The sequence below is a fragment of the Bacillus sp. 05T22 genome (genome assembly GCF_056396765.1).
The window spans coordinates 41980-58352 of sequence record NZ_JBFTMC010000005.1 but is presented as its reverse complement, the minus strand read 5'-3'; the positions used below and the strand labels follow the sequence as shown (position 1 = coordinate 58352).

Genomic DNA, 16373 nt, shown 5'->3' with positions numbered 1-16373 from the left:
CTACTTTTCTTTATTTGCTCGTTTTTTATGAGAAGGTCTTTGTCTAATAAATTGAGATAACATAAACAAAATATAAAGTGGAATAGCAATGAATAGAAATACTGAAATGTTGCCAAAACTTGTTTTATACATTGTATAAATACTGCCGATTAAAAATAGTGTAACAATGATACTGTATCGTGGAATTGGCACATCTTTTAAACTTGGGATGCGAATACGGCTTACCATTAAAAATGCAAACGTTACAAATACTGTAATGAGGACAATTTTTGGAATGGTATGCGAAAACAATGTTAAGAAGGCAACAAGTCCTCCTGCTGCAGTAATAGGAACGCCAGTGAAATATTTCATAGAAGTAGAGGAAGGCGTTACATTGAATCTTGCTAAGCGATATGCTCCGAACAGAGGGAATAGGCCTGCTATGTATAGTCCGATAATTCCGTAATTGGAAAAGGAAGTGTAGTACATTAAAACCGCAGGTGCAGCACCGAATGTTACAACATCTGCTAGTGAATCAAGTTCTTTTCCCATTTGTGAATCAACACGCAATAAACGAGCAACCCGACCATCAAGACTATCTAACATCATCCCGATTAGTACTAAAATAGCAGCTGGTTTATAATACCCTAAAGATGCATAGCCGATTGATAAAAATCCACTGTATAAATTTCCGAGCGTAAATAAGTTTGGAATTGCTGCTCTATACAAAATCTGATCCCTTGCTTTCTGTAATAAATTCTTAATTAGTGTATGAAAGTTTACTTGTTTTATCATAACATAAATTTCTTTCCACGTACGAAAAAATTCCCATTTTGTGAAAGATTTCGTTAAGTGAAATCGTATTCAGCGATGTGGTTCATTAAGGCAGGCTTTCATGAGTAGTTTATCCCTTGTCTAACTTTTTTATTTCTACTGAGCTTTGAGTTGGGGGAGAGATTTTGTTAGATAAGATCATCATGTTTAAGAAAGGGTAAAAATTTAATTAAGAAATAAGCAACCTCAAATTGTTATCATTTAAGGTTGCTTTTAGGGTCATTCAAATTTAGTTATCATTGTTCCCGTTTTGTATTTATTGTTAGGATCAAATCGTAATAAATCTCCATAGATAAGTTTATCAGAATAACTTAATTCTGTTTTTGCTTTTTCAATATATGGCTGGCAAATTGCTGAATCAATAGATTCACCTGTGCTTTTTTTATAGCACATATTTTTTGTATAAACATAATCGTTTGTTACGAAACTACCATCACGCATAATCATAAGTGGATGCTCATTTTTTGCAAATAAATCGGTACCAAACTCAATGGATTGGTTTGTTTTGACACCAAGTAAATGGAGCAATGTTGGTTTTATATCGATTTGTCCAGATACTTTAGAAATAACTTTTCCTTCTTGACCAGGTACATGAATAATAAGTGGTACACGTTGCAATTGCATCGAATCAAATGGAGTTATGGATTCTTTACCGAGAAATTGTGCCATAGCAGCATTATGATTTTCAGAAATACCGTAATGATCCCCGTAAATAATAATAACTGAATTATCGTATAACCCTTCTTCTTTTAATCGATTGATAAATAGTTTCAGAGATTYATCTGTATAGCGAACGGTTGGGAAATAACGATTTAGTACACCACTCTCAGAATTATACTCATTAATATATTGATCTTCTGGATTTAAAAGAAATGGGAAATGATTTGTTAATGTAATAAATTTTGTATAAAACGGTTGTGGTAAAGATTTAAGCTTGGAGATCGATTGTTCAAAGAACTCTTTATCTTTTAGTCCCCACCCAACAGACATTTGTTCTGTTCCTGTATAATCATTTAGGTTAAAATAACGATCGTATCCGAGTGCTGGATACATTACATCACGATTCCAGAAAGTTTTATCATTCGAATGGAAGACTGCGGAATAATATCCATATTTTTTTAACTGCTCAGGAGTTGCTGTGTACTCATTGTTTGCATGTGTAAAGAATACAGAGCCACGGTCTAATGGATATAATGAATTTTCTACAATAAATTCGGCATCGGATGTTTTTCCTTGTCCAGTTTGATGATAAAAGTTATCGAAATAATAACTATCTTTTATAAATTGATTTAAAAATGGAGTAATTTCTTTTCCATTTATTTTTTTGTTGATAACAAAATTTTGTGTGGATTCCATTGAAATTAAAATGACATTTTTTCCTTTTGCAACTCCAAATAAACTTTTATCAACTTGTTTATCTTTTGAATTCACGTAGTTTTTAATCTCAGAAAAACCGTCTCCACTTGCAAATACACGCTCTGCAGAAGATTTAGACTGAAGTGTAATGTCAAATAGATGATATGTGTATAAACCTAGATTTTTTACAACGGTTTGACGATCAAAAGAGTGTGAAAATAACTGCGGTTTATGAACGACAGAAACAATAACTTGCAATGCTAATAGAGCTGTTATACCACTAAAAAAGCTTTGTTTTTCAGAGCGAGATAGTGGCGTATTATTGCAAAATTCCGGGAACTTACGTGAAATAAACATTAGAATAATTGCATCCGCAAATAGAAGTAATGTCTTGTACGTAAATAGTTCTTTAATACTTGTTCCTAAATCAGCCATGTTATTTGTTTGGAATAAAACAGGGAATGTGACAAAGTCATTATAAAAACCGTAAAACATCGCGTTTCCAAATAAAATAAATGACAGCAAAAAGCTGATTCCAATAATAATTCGATTTCGATACTTTGATGCTAATAAAGCTAGACCAAAAAATAAAAGCAATGAAGCAATTGGATTAAACAAAAGCATCATTTCTTCAAAGAAGCTATCAATTTTAATATCGAAGGCTAGCTTGTACACTATATATGTTTTTATCCATAATAAAACGACTGCAACAAGTGCAAATCGTAATTTTGGAAACAAATGTTGTAGCATAACATACTCCTCTCCTACTGTAAGTGACGGTTCTAGTGATTGTAGTTCTAATGATAGAAGTTTCACTTTATATATACGAACAGTCGTATATCTTTATGTACTATTATACGAAAACAAAGCAGAATTGTGGATAATTTTTATAAGAATTGGTTAGAAAAAGAGAAAACGGAGACAATAACCATATCGCATTTTGATACGGAGGTTATGATGAAAAAGTTATTTTGTTTCATATGTAGTGGTTTTTTATTCTTTTCTACCCCTACAGTTTTTGCTGCACAATATGATGCGCCATTATTAGAAGATGCTCTTTRTTCCGTTTTGTTTCCGCAAATAAATGTAGCGATTGAGAAGCATTATGGGAAACAAAAACCGTATGAATGCCCGAAGATTGTTAGTTTGAAAAAAATGTATAGTGGTACATATTTATTTCAAGCTGTAATTGAAGTGACGAAATATGAAGCCATAGGTGGGAAAGTACTTCCGCCATTTGAAAAAATAAGAATTACGTTTAATAATGATGAGGGAGAATGGACCGTGAAAAAAATAGATATAAAGCGCTTACCAGATAATACGAAATTAAATTGTAAAAAAACAATGTGAAAAATTGTTTGACAAATAATTTATTCGTTTGGTATTGTTAATACCAACATTAGATGTTTGAAAATTAAATAGATTTACCTCATCTACTCTCAAAGGTAGAGGCCGCGATAGGAAAGAGTAAGCTATGGGAGATTTAGTGGAATCTGTGATCATAGATTGAAAGGGACTATTGCCGAAATGTAAGAGTGACCACGTCATTCATATATTGGGACTACATTGAATAAATGTAGTACTGTCATAAGATTTTATTTTATGGAGAGCTATTTGGAGATGTTGATGCGGTTTCTTATTTGAGAAGATAACAACTCGTTTATTTTTTCATGATACATTATTCCTAATAAGAAACGCGTGTGAACATTGTTCCGCGCGTTTTTTGTTTACCCTGCTTTAACGGGCAGTAGGATCTCATATCTTAAAATTCTGAGAAAACAAAGAAGTTAGGTGGAGGATCAACTACCCGTAAAAGCCCGATTGGTGAAGGCTCATAATCAGTGGGGATGAAACTCCCACTGATTAAAGTTTCACTTTATCTAAAAACGCGCTGCAATGAATAGAAGAAGATTGGGGTTATGAGTTTTAGAGGAAATAAGGGAGGAATTCAAATGTATTTACACGGCACAAGCCGAATCAATGAGCAAGGACACTTAGAAATTGGAGGATGCGATACAACGCAGCTAGCCAAACAGTATGGGACACCACTTTATGTATACGATGAGGCTTCTATTCGGGAAAAATGCCGCGCGTTTCATCGTGCTTTCCAGGAAAGTGGATTCTCTTACCAAGTAGCGTATGCAAGTAAAGCGTTCTTGTGCATGGAGATGTGCCGAGTAGCTCGTGAAGAAAATATGTCTTTAGATGTTGTTTCTGGGGGCGAATTGTATACTGCTTTGCAAGTTGGTTTTCCTGCATCACGCATTCATTTTCATGGTAATAATAAGACCGAAGAAGAGATTGTCATGGCGCTGCAAGCAGATGTTGGCTGCTTTGTGGTAGATAATTTCTTTGAAATGGAAATATTACATGACTTAGCACAGCAGTATGGAAAAATTGTAAATATATTAATTCGAGTTACACCTGGAGTAGAGGCGCATACACATGAATATATTACAACAGGGCAAGATGATTCGAAATTTGGTTTTGGAGTTTCGACTGGTCAGGCAATGCAGGCGACTCAAATAGCACTAGAGAAATCAAATTATAATGTGTTAGGTATTCATTCACATATTGGATCACAAATTTTTGAAACAGCAGGATTTGTTCGAGCGATTGAAGTATTGCATAACTTTTTAGAAGAGATAAGAGAACAGACTGGTTATGTTGTAACAGTGTTAAATGTTGGTGGAGGTTTTGGTATTCGTTATACAGAAGCTGATACACCACTTACCCTTGAAACATATGTGCATGCTGTAACAGATGCAGTGAGAGAACAATTTACAAGAAATAATTATCCACTTCCTGAAATATGGATTGAACCAGGTCGTAGTATTGTTGGGGATGCAGGAACAACAATTTATACAGTAGGAGCTGTAAAAGATATCCCTGGCATTCGTAAATATGTGTCAGTCGATGGGGGAATGACAGATAATTTAAGACCAGCTTTATATGGAGCTCGTTATGAGGCGATGCTAGCAAATCGAGGGAAAGAAGAGGCTGAAGAAGTTGTTTCAATTGCTGGAAAGTGTTGTGAGAGTGGAGATATGCTTATTTGGGATATAGAACTGCCGCAAGTTGCTACAGCAGATTTGTTAGCGATCTCTTGTACAGGAGCATATGGATATTCTATGGCTAATAATTATAATCGGATTCGCAGACCGGCTGTAGTATTTGCAAAAGGCGGGGCATCACAAGTTGTTGTTGAACGTGAAACATATGAAAATATAATTGGGAACGATCGCATACGTATAAAAGAGCTTGTGTAGTGATAAAAGGAGTTGTTCAAATAGAGCAACCCCTTTTAAAAAATATAAAATATATCGGAAAACTAGGATTGAAAAAATCAGAATTATGATAAAATACAAATACAAAGCTTATCAAGAGAAGCGGAGGGAACTGGCCCTACGAAGCTCAGCAACCTGCTTATAAGAAGCAAGGTGCTAAGTCCAGCAAAATGGCATCCATTTTGAAAGATAAGGTAAATATATTACCGAACAGTCTTTTCGAAATGGAAAAGATTTTTTTTATGAATAAAAAGGGGGGCTGTTCGTGGGAGTGCGTGGACATTTTGACGAAGTAGCTGAGAAAATTCAAACGATGCTTGCGGATATGAAATATGGTTCTATTACAATTGTTGTGCAAGATGGAAAAGTGATTCAGCTTGAAAAAAGTGAAAAGGTACGCTTAAAGTAAAAAGCGCTGACTAGAAAAACTAGAGGCGGTTTTAATCTATTTTATTAGGTTAAAACCGTCTTTTTGCGTTACAGGGGGGAAAGAACATGCTGACGTATGAAACGTGGAAAGAGGATTTCGTTTCTTTTTTTGAGAAAGATGAAACAAAAGGAGCGTTACAAGTATTAGAGTGGGCCTATAAACATTATGAAAATGAAATTGTATACGCATGTAGCTTTGGTGTAGAGGGGATGGTGTTGTTACATCTTATAAACCAAGTAAATCCATCTGCAAAAGTTGTATTTTTAGATACAAACGTTCATTTTCAAGAAACATACGATTTAATTAAGCGGGTGCGCGAAAGGTTTCCGGATCTTGAAATTATTGAAAAGCAACCCTCGCTAACGCTTGAGGAGCAAGCGAAAAAGCATGGGGATCGTTTGTGGGAACATAATCCGAATCTTTGTTGTAAATTAAGGAAAATTTTATCACTTGAGGAATCCTTATCGAATGGAAAAGCGTGGATATCAGGGCTAAGAAGGGAACAATCTGAAACGCGTAAACATACAAGGTTTATAAATCAGGATCATCGCTTCCAATCTATTAAAATTTGTCCGCTTATTCATTGGACGTGGAAGGAAGTGTGGCGTTACGTATATAAGCATGATTTGCCTTATAATCCATTGCACGACATGGGTTACCCAAGTATAGGGTGTGAAAAATGTACGTTGCCTGTGGGAGAGAGGGGAGATTCAAGGGATGGACGATGGGCTGGAAAGATGAAAACGGAATGTGGCCTTCATGATCAATAAGGTCATGGTTGATTTTAAATATATGTGAAAGAGGCGGACAGGGGAATGAGTAAAACCAAAATATTAGTAAATCGTATTGATGAAACATATGAAATAAAGGGGATTACAAAAGAAATTGAATTGGACAAAATTGCTTTAAGTGATTTAGAGCTTGTTGCAATAGGTGGTTATAGCCCGCTTACTGGATTTTTAGGAAAGAAAGATTATCAATCTGTTATAGAAAACATGCGTTTAGTAAGTGGTGATGTATGGAGTATACCTATTACACTACCAATAACAGAAGAGAAGGCGAAGCAATTAAAAATTGGTGAAGAGGTTCGTCTTGTCAAAGAAAGGACCACATATGGTGTGATTCAAATAGAAGATATTTTTACACCGGATAAAGACAAGGAAGCATTGCTTGTTTATAAAACGACTGATACTGCCCATCCAGGTGTGAAAAAGTTATATGACAGGCCAAATGTTTATGTTGGAGGAACAATTACGCTTGTGAAGCGTTTTGAAAATGATAAGTTTGCTTCTTATCATTTAGATCCAAGTGAAACACGTGCAGAGTTTGCAAAACGTGGCTGGAAAACAGTGGTAGGTTTTCAAACGAGAAATCCTGTTCATCGTGCACATGAATATATTCAAAAGTCTGCACTGGAAATTGTAGATGGCTTATTTTTAAATCCGCTCGTTGGTGAAACGAAATCAGATGATATTCCAGCTGATGTACGTATGGAAAGTTATGAAGTGCTTTTGAAAAATTATTATCCGAGTGACCGTGTCTTTTTAAGTGTTTTTCCAGCAGCAATGCGCTATGCAGGACCACGTGAAGCGATATTTCACGCACTGGTTAGAAAAAACTTTGGTTGTACGCACTTCATTGTGGGGCGTGATCATGCTGGGGTAGGGAATTATTACGGTACGTACGAAGCGCAAGAGATTTTTACGAATTTTACAGTAGAAGAGTTAGGGATTGCACCACTCTTCTTTGAACATAGTTTTTACTGTGCAAAATGTGAGGCGATGGCCTCTACGAAAACATGTCCGCACAGTAAAGAAGAACATGTTATTTTATCAGGGACGAAAGTAAGAGAAATGTTGCGAAATGGAGAAATTCCACCAAGTGAATTTAGCCGTAAAGAAGTTATAGAAATATTAATTCGTGGTTTACAAAAAGAAGTCGTTACAAAATAAGGAGAGAGTAGGATGGAAACAAATATCACTTGGCATACAGCATCTGTTTTAAAAGAGGAAAGACGAAAGAAAAGTGGTCACCACAGTTTTGTCCTTTGGTTCACAGGCTTATCAGCTTCTGGAAAATCAACAGTAGCAAATGCGGTTGCCCGAAAATTATTTGAAAAAAATATTGGTAATTATGTACTCGATGGCGATAATATTCGTCATGGTTTAAATAAAGATTTAGAATTTTCCGAAAGTGATCGGACAGAAAATATTCGTCGTATTGGTGAAGTGGCAAAGTTATTTGTAGATCAAGGGACAATTGTATTAACAGCATTTATTTCTCCATTTCGAGTGGATCGCCAGCAAGTAAGGGATATTCTTGAAAAGGACGAATTTCTCGAAGTGTTTGTAAAGTGTCCAATAGAAGAATGTGAGAAACGTGATCCGAAAGGGCTCTATAAAAAAGCGAGACAAGGCGATATTAAGCAATTTACCGGCATTAATTCGCCGTATGAAGAGCCGTTTGGAGCAGAAGTGGTTGTAGAAACGTATCTTTATTCGATTGAACAATGTGCAGAACAAATTATCGGTTACTTACAAGAGCGTAGCTTTATATAGGGGGAATAAAAATGAGTTATGAAAAAGTGTGGGCAAACAATGAAAAGTTAAATGCTACAGAGAAAAAGAAATTAGAAAAAGATGGCTTAGAAATCTTTAAAGCTATTCCGTATTATGCTGAAAATGGATTTGATTCTATTCCGAAAGAAGAGTGGGATTCATTTAAGTGGGCGGGGTTATATTTACAACGTCCAAAAGAGGCAGGGTATTTTATGATGCGCGTTAATATTCCTTCTGGTATTTTAACGAATGAACAAGTGGAGGTATTGGCTTCAATTGCGGAAGATTATGGTCGTGATGTTCTTGATATTACTACAAGACAGGCGATTCAATTCCATTGGCTTGAAATTGGTCAAATACCAGATATTTTTAACCGCTTAGAAAAGGTAGGATTATCATCAGCGGGAGCTTGTGGTGATATTACAAGAAATATTATTGGGAACCCCCTTGCTGGTATTGATGGTGATGAACTATTTGATACAGCGCCAATTGTAAAAGAGGTATATGATTTCTTTCAACATAATGAAGAATTTTCAAATTTACCTCGAAAGTTTAAAATGTCGATCAGCACAAACGTATATAATGCAGCAAATGCTGAGATTAACTGTGCTGCCTTCATTCCGGCTACAAAAGAGATTGATGGAAAAACGGTGGAGGGATTTCATTTACGAGTAGGCGGGGGGTTATCTGCCCGTCCGTATTTAGCACAAGAACTAGATTTATTCATACTTCCTGGGCAAGTGAAATCGGTTGCGATTGCAATTGCTACCGTTTTCCGTGATTTTGGATATCGTGAAAAACGACATTTGGCACGTTTGAAATTCTTAGTTGCGGATTGGGGACCGGAAAAATTTAAAGAAAAATTATTAGAATATACAGGACATTTACATGATAAAGGGAAGGATGCTTTAAAAGGATGGAATGCTGGATATTTCTACGGTGTTCATAAGCAAAAACAAGGGAATTTATCATACGTTGGTTTTAACGTACCGGTTGGTCGCTTACACTCTGAGGAGTTCTTTGAAATTGCTAGAATTGCGAAACAGTACGGAAATGGTGAAATTCGTACATGCAACTCACAAAACCTCATTATTCCGAATGTTCCGAAAGGAAATATAGAAGGACTGTTAAAAGAACCTTTATTTGAATCTATTTCTGCAAGTCCAAAATCTTTCATCGGATATGCGGTATCATGCACWGGTATTGAGTATTGTAACCTTGCATTAGTAGAAACGAAAGAAAGACTACGTAATATTGCAGATTATTTAGATACACAGCTTGCTTTAGATGTTCCGGTTCGTATTCATATGGTAGGATGTCCAAATTCATGTGGACAAAGACAAATTGCGGACATTGGCTTGCAAGGGGTGAAATTGAAAACGAAAGAAAAAGGAATTGTTGAAGCATTTGAAATTTATGTAGGTGGTACGTTATTAGATGGTGGTGTCTATAACCAAAAATTAAAAGGAAAGATTGATGGAGAAGACCTTCCCAATGTTCTTGTATCGTTTTTAACATATTTTAAAGAACATAAACTGCCAGCTGAAACATTTTATGAGTTTGTAGGACGCGTTGGTATAGAAGATTTACAAGAGGCCTTAAATCATATTTTAGAAGAAGTGATTGCATCTTAGGAGGGAGCAATATGGATTTGTATCGTTTTGAAGCAGTATTGGCAAATGGTGTTGTTCCTGTAGTGGTTGTTGCGCAAAGTGAAGAACAGGCGTTTAAACTTGTGGAAGTAGAATTAGAGAAGTATTTTTTACCGCTTCCAGAAGTGAAAGAAATCTCTCTCTATGAAAAAAAGAAGATTCGAACAGGTGCAGCATTTGTCATTCATGAGCAGGAGACAGTGTAATACAAGTTGAAAAACCGATATCAAACCTTTCTTTTCAGGTGGGAGAGAGCATTCGGCCATGCATAGCAGCGGTCAGCTCCTCCTCTTGCCTCATGTCGAGTGAAAACAAAGAGAGAAAACGAGTGCAGGTCACCTTTTGTTCTTTATAGCAGTGACTTATATGTTGGAAAATCAAAATGGATTTATATAGTAACTTCTATTCGTAATAGGGATGGAAGTTTCACCTTATAGTAGAAATGAGGAGAGATGATGGGAAAAGTATATATCGTTGGTGCAGGGCCGGGAGATCCAGAGTTAATTTCTGTAAAAGGGGTAAAGTGTATCGAACGAGCGGATGTCATTTTATATGATCGTCTTGTAAATAAGGAATTACTTTCTTATGCAAAGCCAGATGCAGACTTAATATATTGTGGGAAGCTACCAAACTATCACACCATGAAACAAGAAACGATTCATGCTTTTCTTGTTAAATATGCGAAAAAAGGAAAAATTGTAACGCGTTTAAAAGGTGGAGATCCATTTGTATTCGGAAGAGGTGGTGAAGAAGCGGAAGCGTTAGTAAAGCATGGTATTCCGTTTGAAATTGTACCTGGTATTACAGCTGGGATTGCTGCTTCAGCATATGCTGGTATTCCTGTTACACATCGGGACGCGAGCGCAAGTTTCGCTGTTGTGACAGGGCATCGGAAAGAGGGTGCTGAAGAAGATGTGAAGTGGGAAAACTTAGCGAAAGGTGTTGATACGCTTGCTGTTTATATGGGAGTAAGCAACCTTCCTTATATATGTGAACAGCTTTTGAAACATGGAAAAGGAGAAGATACGCCAGTTGCTATTGTGGAGTGGGGAACTACATCATCTCAGCGAACCATTACAGGAACGTTAGGAACAATTGTAACGATTGCTGGAAAAGAGCGGATTCAAAATCCGAGTATGATTGTGATTGGAGAAGTTGTTCGTTTTCGTGAAAAAATTCATTGGTTTGAACGCCAGGCTGACATTACGTATCCAGTAAGCGAAGTGTTATAAAATGAAAGCTGTGTTATATATATGCCATGGAAGTAGGTTGCGAGAGGCGAAAGAGGAAGCGATAGACTTTGTTTCTTCTTGTATGAATCGTGTATCAGCTCCTATTCAAGAGCTGTGTTTTTTAGAGTTAGCAAAGCCTTTTATTTCAGAAGGCTTTGCTGCTTGCGTAAGAAGAGGCGCAACAGAAATTGTTGTTGTTCCGGTCTTTTTATTAGCAGCAGGGCATGTGAAAGAAGATATCCCAAATGAGTTGAAAAAAATGAAAAATAAATATCCTCACATTGTAATGACTTATGGGAATCCGTTTGGTGTTTCGGAATCACTCGTATCGGCTGCGTATAAGGGAAGTGGCATTAAAGAGTATGAAAATGAAGTGACCCTATTACTTGTTGCAAGGGGGAGTAGTGATCCTGAGACGTTACAAGATATTAAGCGTATTGCTTCTTTGTTTGAACAAGAAGAGAAAGTTGGAAAGGTAGAAGTATGTTATTTAGCTGCAGCGGAGCCGCGATTTGAGGAAAAGTTAAAAGTAGTTGTAAACCGAGCTAATGAGAACATCGTTGTTCTGCCTTATCTACTATTTACAGGATTGTTAATGAAACATATTGAACGAGAGGTTCGCAATTATAGTTATTCGAGTATACATGTATGTCCTTATTTGGGGGAAAATCATGTATTTCAAGAAATGCTGATTCAGAAAACGGAAGAAACTTTAAGGGGAGATGAGCGTGTACCCACTTACAGTTCGAATTAGAAATAAACGAGTTGTTGTCATTGGTGGTGGCCGAGTGGCATCATATAAAATCGCGCCTTTACTAAAAGAAGGAGCGAATATAGTAGTAGTGAGTCGTGATTTAGATAAGAGTTTAATGAAGCTTGTAGAATCAAAGAAAATTCGCTGGTTTCAAAAAGACTATGAAAAAAGTGATCTAGAAGATGCATTCTTAGTAGTAGCAGCTACAAGTGATGCAATATTAAATGAGCATATTGCACAAGATGCATCATTAAACCAGCTTGTGAATGTGATTACTAATCCTGAAAGTGGAAATGTTCATTTTCCAGCAACTATGCATAGAGGAAAGCTCAATGTTGCCGTTTCTACTGGAGGTGCAAGTCCAAAACTTGCGAAAAAAATTCGGGATGATATTGCGATGAAATATGATGAGACATATGAAGACTATCTTGATTTCTTATATGAAGTAAGAATGAAGGTGAAACAATTACGACTAGAAAAAAGACAACAGAATATTTTATTGCAAGAAGTGTTGAAGCTTGAGTATATTCAAAACCAGAAAAAAAGAGAAAGGTTTTTACAAGAGTTAGCTGAAAGAGTATGTGTAGAATAGAATACACGTATTGCTGAAAATATAAATTAAAAAACTGAGATAAACCTTTCTTTTTAGGTGGAAGAGAGCATCCGGCCATGCGTAGAAGCGGTCGGATCCTTTTATATAGCCGGATAAATTAAATTCCTCTTTACAAATATAGCAATCTACTCTATAATCACAAGTAACTTCAATAGATGAAATCGATGAGCAAGAAGAGTACGTATATTTGATGCGTTCAGAGAGCTGGGATAAGGTGTGAGCCCGGTACGATAAAATATACAGAATGGGTTTGCGAGAGGTATGCTGAACTATTTAGTAGGCAACCCGGGTTCCGCCGTTACAAGGATAGGGTATCGGAATTTTTCCTGTACCTGAACAAGTGGGATTATTTAATCCAATCGAGGTGGTACCACGGTATTCTATTACATATATCGTCCTCTACATGCATAGTAGCGTRTAGGGGGCTTTTTTATTTTCTAAAGGAGGTGTGCGAGTATGAAATGAAAGTGTATAATTAAGAAAAGTGTAAATATTCAGAAAAGGAGAATTTACAATGAAAGAAACACAGCAATGGACATCGAAAATAGGTTTTGTACTCGCAGCAGCCGGAGCCGCAGTAGGACTTGGWGCRATWTGGAAGTTTCCRTAYGTTGCAGGTAATGGTGGRGGAGGMGCATTYTTCCTWGTMTTCTTAYTATTAACTTTRTTTATTGGTATGCCTCTTCTTWTAGCTGARTTTGTTATWGGYCGTAGTACWCAAAAAGAAGCGGTTACTGCATATAAATTGTTAGTACCAAATAGTAAATTATATCCATGGATTGGTCGTATGGGCGTTGTTACTTGCTTTAGTGTATTATCCTTTTATAGTGTCGTAGGTGGATGGATTTTATTATATCTATATTATAGTGTGACAGGGAATTTTTGGAGCGGGGCAGTTGAATATGGCAAATTGTTCGAACAAACAATTTCGAATCCTGCTAGTGCGGTAGGCGCTCAGCTGATCTTTATGCTTTGTACTATTTTTGTTGTAAGTAAAGGTGTAGAAAAAGGAATCGAAAAGGCAAGTAAGTATATGATGCCGCTATTATTTATTTTGTTTATTGCTATTATTATTCGTGCTCTTACACTTGATGGTGCATGGGCTGGTGTAGAGTTTTTCTTAAAACCGGATTTTTCAAAGTTAACAGCAGATACGATTTTGTATGCGATGGGACAATCTTTCTTTTCACTAACAGTAGGAGCTTCGGTAATGGTAACATACAGCTCATATTTAAAGAAAGAAGAGCATTTAGCGAAATCAGCAACATCAATTGTGAGCTTAACAGTTTTTATTACAGTGCTTGCCGGACTAGCGATTTTCCCGGCGATCTTCGCGTTAGGGGTTAAACCAACAGAAGGACCAGGTTTATTGTTCATTGTTCTCCCGGCAGTATTTGCAAAAATACCATTCGGACAATTTTTCTTTATTATGTTTTTAATTTTATTCTTCTTTGCAACCTTAACTTCTGCAATCTCGATGCTTGAAATTGTTGTTGCATCTGTAGCGAAAGATAATGAGAAGAAACGTCCTTCAGCATCATTTATTATTGGATTACTCATTTTTGCCGTTGGAATTCCATGCGCTCTATCATTTGGGGTTATGAGTGATGTAAAAGTCTTTGGAAAAACATTTTTTGACTTAGTGGATTTTGCGGTAAGCAATGTATTGCTGCCGTTAGGAGTACTAGCGATTTCATTGTTTGTACCGAATAAAATGAGTAAAGATTTACTAATGAAGGAATTAGAAGTTACAGAAACGAAAGGAAAAACATTATTTAACATTTGGTTTTTCTTACTACGTTATGTAATTCCAATTACAGTAGTAATCGTATTTTTAAATGCAATTGGTATATTTAAGATGTTTGCAAAATAAAAAGGCGAGGGGAAATTCCCTGCCTTTTTATTTTATCCCGCTATTCGCGGACAGTAATACTCTCGCTGGTTAAAGTTTCACTTTATTGTGATGTAGATGTTTTTAATAAACGAGTATATGTTTTATAAGCTGTAGCAATTGATATAACGGAACCAATTAAAAATAGGATCGAACTACCAAGCGTAAATAATCGGCCAACATATGTTTCTTTGGCTTCTTGTAGTTCTGCTTGTTGTTCTGTATTCATGTGTATCCCCCCTAGATGAATAGGCATTTTGTTTTAGTCTATGTAAAATGCCTACAAAGTGTTAAAAATAATGGAGGTGAATAAAAAAGAACCTGCTTTCGGGATAAATAAAGAAACTCGGTATGTACCGAGTTTCTTTATTTATCTGCTAGTAAAACTCCTGCCTCAAAATTCAGTGAAAGCAAAGAAGTAATATGGTAAGAAACACAATGATTAAAGTTTCCTTTTATAATCCGATATAACTTGAAGGATCAACTGCATTTGTTTTACCTACATTCCATTCACCAATATGAAGTTCAAAATGTAAATGTTGTCCGAAAGATTGACCGGTGTTCCCCATAAATCCTAATTGCTCGCCTTGTTTTACAGTTTGTCCGTTAGATACAGAACGGCTGCTCATATGAGCGTATACTGTTGTATAAGTTTTTCCGTTTATACGATGTGATAAGTAAACGACGTTTCCATAACTGGATGATAATTCGGAACGAATAACAACACCGTCTGCAGCGGCGATAATTGGAACTGTTCCAGCGGCTGCGATATCAATGCCTTTATGATTATCTAGGGAACGAGCGCCGAATCCAGAAGTTTTTGAACCAGCGGCTGGCTTAATAAATCCACCTTTGTTCGTATCTTGCGGTGTTGGTGCAGATTGTTTTTTTGCGTCCTCTGCCTTGCGTGCCTCTTCAGCTTTACGAGCTTCTTCCGCTCGTTTTTCTTCTTCAATTGCTTTTTGAACCGCTTGTCGTTGATTTTCTAAAATGCTCTTCGATTCTTCTAATCCCTCAATCTCAGAATCTACTTTGGATACTTTCGTATGTAGATCGTTAATGAGCGCTTGTTGCTGCTGTTGATTCGCTTGCAATTCTTGTTGCTTATGTTCTAATTTTTGTTTGGATTCCTCTAATTGCTGTTCCTTTTTCTCAACAGTCTCTTTTTCTGCTGTTACAGCCTCTTGATCACTCGTTTGTTTTTTTACAATATCGGTATCATTATTTAAAATCAAACTTACGGAATATATATTGTCAACAAGATCTGCGATGTTATTTGAATTTGTTAACACTTCCGTAATGATATTTGTGCGAGGTTTTTCTTGCATAGATTGCAGTCGTTGTTTAATGACCTCTTGACGTGTATCTATGTTTGTTTGTAATTGCTCAATATGTTTCTTTTTCTCGGCAATGACTTGTTGAGTCTTGCTAATTTCTTTCTTTGTATCATTTAAATCAGCTTCATTTTTATTAATAGAAATAGTTAGTTCATCAATCTTTTTTTGTAATTCTTGTATTTCTTTTTCTGTTTGTTCTTTTTCTGCTGATTTATTTTGTAAGTCGTTTTGTTTTCCCTCTAATTCTGATTCAATTGTAGATAATTTATCTTGATTTGTTTCCGCGTGTACTGGTGAAAGTAACGGAGAAACAAAAATAGTTCCTGCTGCTAAAACGCTGAAAGCTGCAAATTTCTTCATTGTTGTCTAGCTCCTTTCCCTATGAATGTATATATCATAAGAAGAAGAAGGGTGTCTATTGTTGTAATCATACTGTAAAGAAAATTTTAT

Annotated in this window: 16 protein-coding genes, 2 riboswitches and 1 other annotated feature; of the genes, 12 read left to right on the top strand and 4 right to left on the bottom strand. The window is 36.1% G+C overall.

Annotation, left to right across the window (positions count from 1 at the left end):
• Both pssA and AC1DIT_RS03095 read right to left on the bottom strand, forming a co-directional pair.
• On the bottom strand, positions 1-708 hold the full coding sequence (gene pssA / locus AC1DIT_RS03100; RefSeq protein ID WP_026008425.1) for a CDP-diacylglycerol--serine O-phosphatidyltransferase: 708 nt from the start codon (positions 706-708) through the stop codon (positions 1-3).
• A gap of 324 nt (positions 709-1032) precedes the next feature.
• Complete coding sequence (locus tag AC1DIT_RS03095) at positions 1033-2919, bottom strand: LTA synthase family protein (protein WP_476998052.1); 1887 nt, start codon at positions 2917-2919, stop codon at positions 1033-1035.
• A 207-nt stretch (positions 2920-3126) separates the two neighbouring features.
• Between AC1DIT_RS03095 and AC1DIT_RS03090 the strand changes: the two genes are divergently transcribed.
• The 12 genes from AC1DIT_RS03090 to AC1DIT_RS03035 all read left to right on the top strand — a co-directional run bounded on the left by AC1DIT_RS03090 (position 3127) and on the right by AC1DIT_RS03035 (position 14568).
• Positions 3127-3519, top strand: a complete 393-nt coding sequence (locus AC1DIT_RS03090; RefSeq protein WP_476998051.1) for a DUF3888 domain-containing protein — start codon at positions 3127-3129, stop codon at positions 3517-3519.
• A gap of 88 nt (positions 3520-3607) precedes the next feature.
• Positions 3608-3790: riboswitch (Lysine riboswitch) on the top strand.
• Between the two features lie 331 nt (positions 3791-4121).
• Positions 4122-5438, top strand: a complete 1317-nt coding sequence (lysA, locus tag AC1DIT_RS03085; protein WP_016114013.1) for a diaminopimelate decarboxylase — start codon at positions 4122-4124, stop codon at positions 5436-5438.
• Between the two features lie 105 nt (positions 5439-5543).
• Positions 5544-5652: riboswitch (SAM riboswitch) on the top strand.
• A gap of 69 nt (positions 5653-5721) precedes the next feature.
• Positions 5722-5865, top strand: coding sequence for a YezD family protein (locus AC1DIT_RS03080; protein ID WP_003196202.1), 144 nt, complete (start codon positions 5722-5724; stop codon positions 5863-5865).
• An 86-nt stretch (positions 5866-5951) separates the two neighbouring features.
• Complete coding sequence (locus tag AC1DIT_RS03075) at positions 5952-6656, top strand: phosphoadenylyl-sulfate reductase (RefSeq protein WP_016114014.1); 705 nt, start codon at positions 5952-5954, stop codon at positions 6654-6656.
• Between the two features lie 45 nt (positions 6657-6701).
• Positions 6702-7838, top strand: a complete 1137-nt coding sequence (gene sat, locus AC1DIT_RS03070; RefSeq protein ID WP_016114015.1) for a sulfate adenylyltransferase — start codon at positions 6702-6704, stop codon at positions 7836-7838.
• A gap of 12 nt (positions 7839-7850) precedes the next feature.
• Complete coding sequence (gene cysC / locus AC1DIT_RS03065; protein WP_016114016.1) at positions 7851-8444, top strand: adenylyl-sulfate kinase; 594 nt, start codon at positions 7851-7853, stop codon at positions 8442-8444.
• 11 nt (positions 8445-8455) lie between these two features.
• Positions 8456-10078: a nitrite/sulfite reductase gene (locus AC1DIT_RS03060; protein ID WP_016114017.1), complete on the top strand. Its 1623-nt coding sequence runs from the start codon at positions 8456-8458 to the stop codon at positions 10076-10078.
• Between the two features lie 11 nt (positions 10079-10089).
• Positions 10090-10302, top strand: coding sequence for a DUF3906 family protein (locus tag AC1DIT_RS03055; RefSeq protein WP_016114018.1), 213 nt, complete (start codon positions 10090-10092; stop codon positions 10300-10302).
• A gap of 249 nt (positions 10303-10551) precedes the next feature.
• Entirely contained in the window at positions 10552-11328 is a 777-nt protein-coding gene (gene cobA / locus AC1DIT_RS03050) for a uroporphyrinogen-III C-methyltransferase (RefSeq protein WP_016114019.1), read from the top strand.
• A 1-nt stretch (position 11329) separates the two neighbouring features.
• Positions 11330-12082 carry a sirohydrochlorin chelatase gene (locus AC1DIT_RS03045; protein WP_033671030.1) on the top strand — a complete coding sequence of 251 codons (753 nt, stop codon included), beginning with the start codon at positions 11330-11332 and terminating at the stop codon, positions 12080-12082.
• Positions 12057-12674 carry an NAD(P)-binding protein gene (locus AC1DIT_RS03040; RefSeq protein WP_016114021.1) on the top strand — a complete coding sequence of 206 codons (618 nt, stop codon included), beginning with the start codon at positions 12057-12059 and terminating at the stop codon, positions 12672-12674. Before AC1DIT_RS03045 ends, AC1DIT_RS03040 begins: the two co-directional genes overlap by 26 nt.
• Positions 12675-12850: 176 nt before the next feature.
• Positions 12851-13098 (top strand) — a binding site (T-box leader).
• 111 nt (positions 13099-13209) lie between these two features.
• A complete protein-coding gene (locus AC1DIT_RS03035; RefSeq protein ID WP_476998050.1) occupies positions 13210-14568 on the top strand; it encodes a sodium-dependent transporter in 1359 nt (452 codons plus the stop codon).
• 82 nt (positions 14569-14650) lie between these two features.
• On the opposite strand, the gene AC1DIT_RS03030 is transcribed toward AC1DIT_RS03035, so the two are convergent.
• Together AC1DIT_RS03030 and AC1DIT_RS03025 are read right to left on the bottom strand one after the other, a co-directional pair.
• Positions 14651-14815: a hypothetical protein gene (locus AC1DIT_RS03030; protein ID WP_016114023.1), complete on the bottom strand. Its 165-nt coding sequence runs from the start codon at positions 14813-14815 to the stop codon at positions 14651-14653.
• A gap of 226 nt (positions 14816-15041) precedes the next feature.
• Positions 15042-16283 carry a murein hydrolase activator EnvC family protein gene (locus AC1DIT_RS03025; RefSeq protein ID WP_016114024.1) on the bottom strand — a complete coding sequence of 414 codons (1242 nt, stop codon included), beginning with the start codon at positions 16281-16283 and terminating at the stop codon, positions 15042-15044.
• Positions 16284-16373: the final 90 nt, after the last annotated feature.

Coding starts and splice junctions, on each gene's coding strand:
- lysA (WP_016114013.1), top strand. CDS start 4,122: ATGTATTTACACGGCACAAGCCGAATCAATGAGCAAGGACACTTAGAA.
- AC1DIT_RS03075 (WP_016114014.1), top strand. CDS start 5,952: ATGCTGACGTATGAAACGTGGAAAGAGGATTTCGTTTCTTTTTTTGAG.
- sat (WP_016114015.1), top strand. CDS start 6,702: ATGAGTAAAACCAAAATATTAGTAAATCGTATTGATGAAACATATGAA.
- cysC (WP_016114016.1), top strand. CDS start 7,851: ATGGAAACAAATATCACTTGGCATACAGCATCTGTTTTAAAAGAGGAA.
- AC1DIT_RS03055 (WP_016114018.1), top strand. CDS start 10,090: ATGGATTTGTATCGTTTTGAAGCAGTATTGGCAAATGGTGTTGTTCCT.
- cobA (WP_016114019.1), top strand. CDS start 10,552: ATGGGAAAAGTATATATCGTTGGTGCAGGGCCGGGAGATCCAGAGTTA.
- AC1DIT_RS03045 (WP_033671030.1), top strand. CDS start 11,330: ATGAAAGCTGTGTTATATATATGCCATGGAAGTAGGTTGCGAGAGGCG.
- AC1DIT_RS03030 (WP_016114023.1), bottom strand. CDS start 14,815: ATGAATACAGAACAACAAGCAGAACTACAAGAAGCCAAAGAAACATAT.
- AC1DIT_RS03025 (WP_016114024.1), bottom strand. CDS start 16,283: ATGAAGAAATTTGCAGCTTTCAGCGTTTTAGCAGCAGGAACTATTTTT.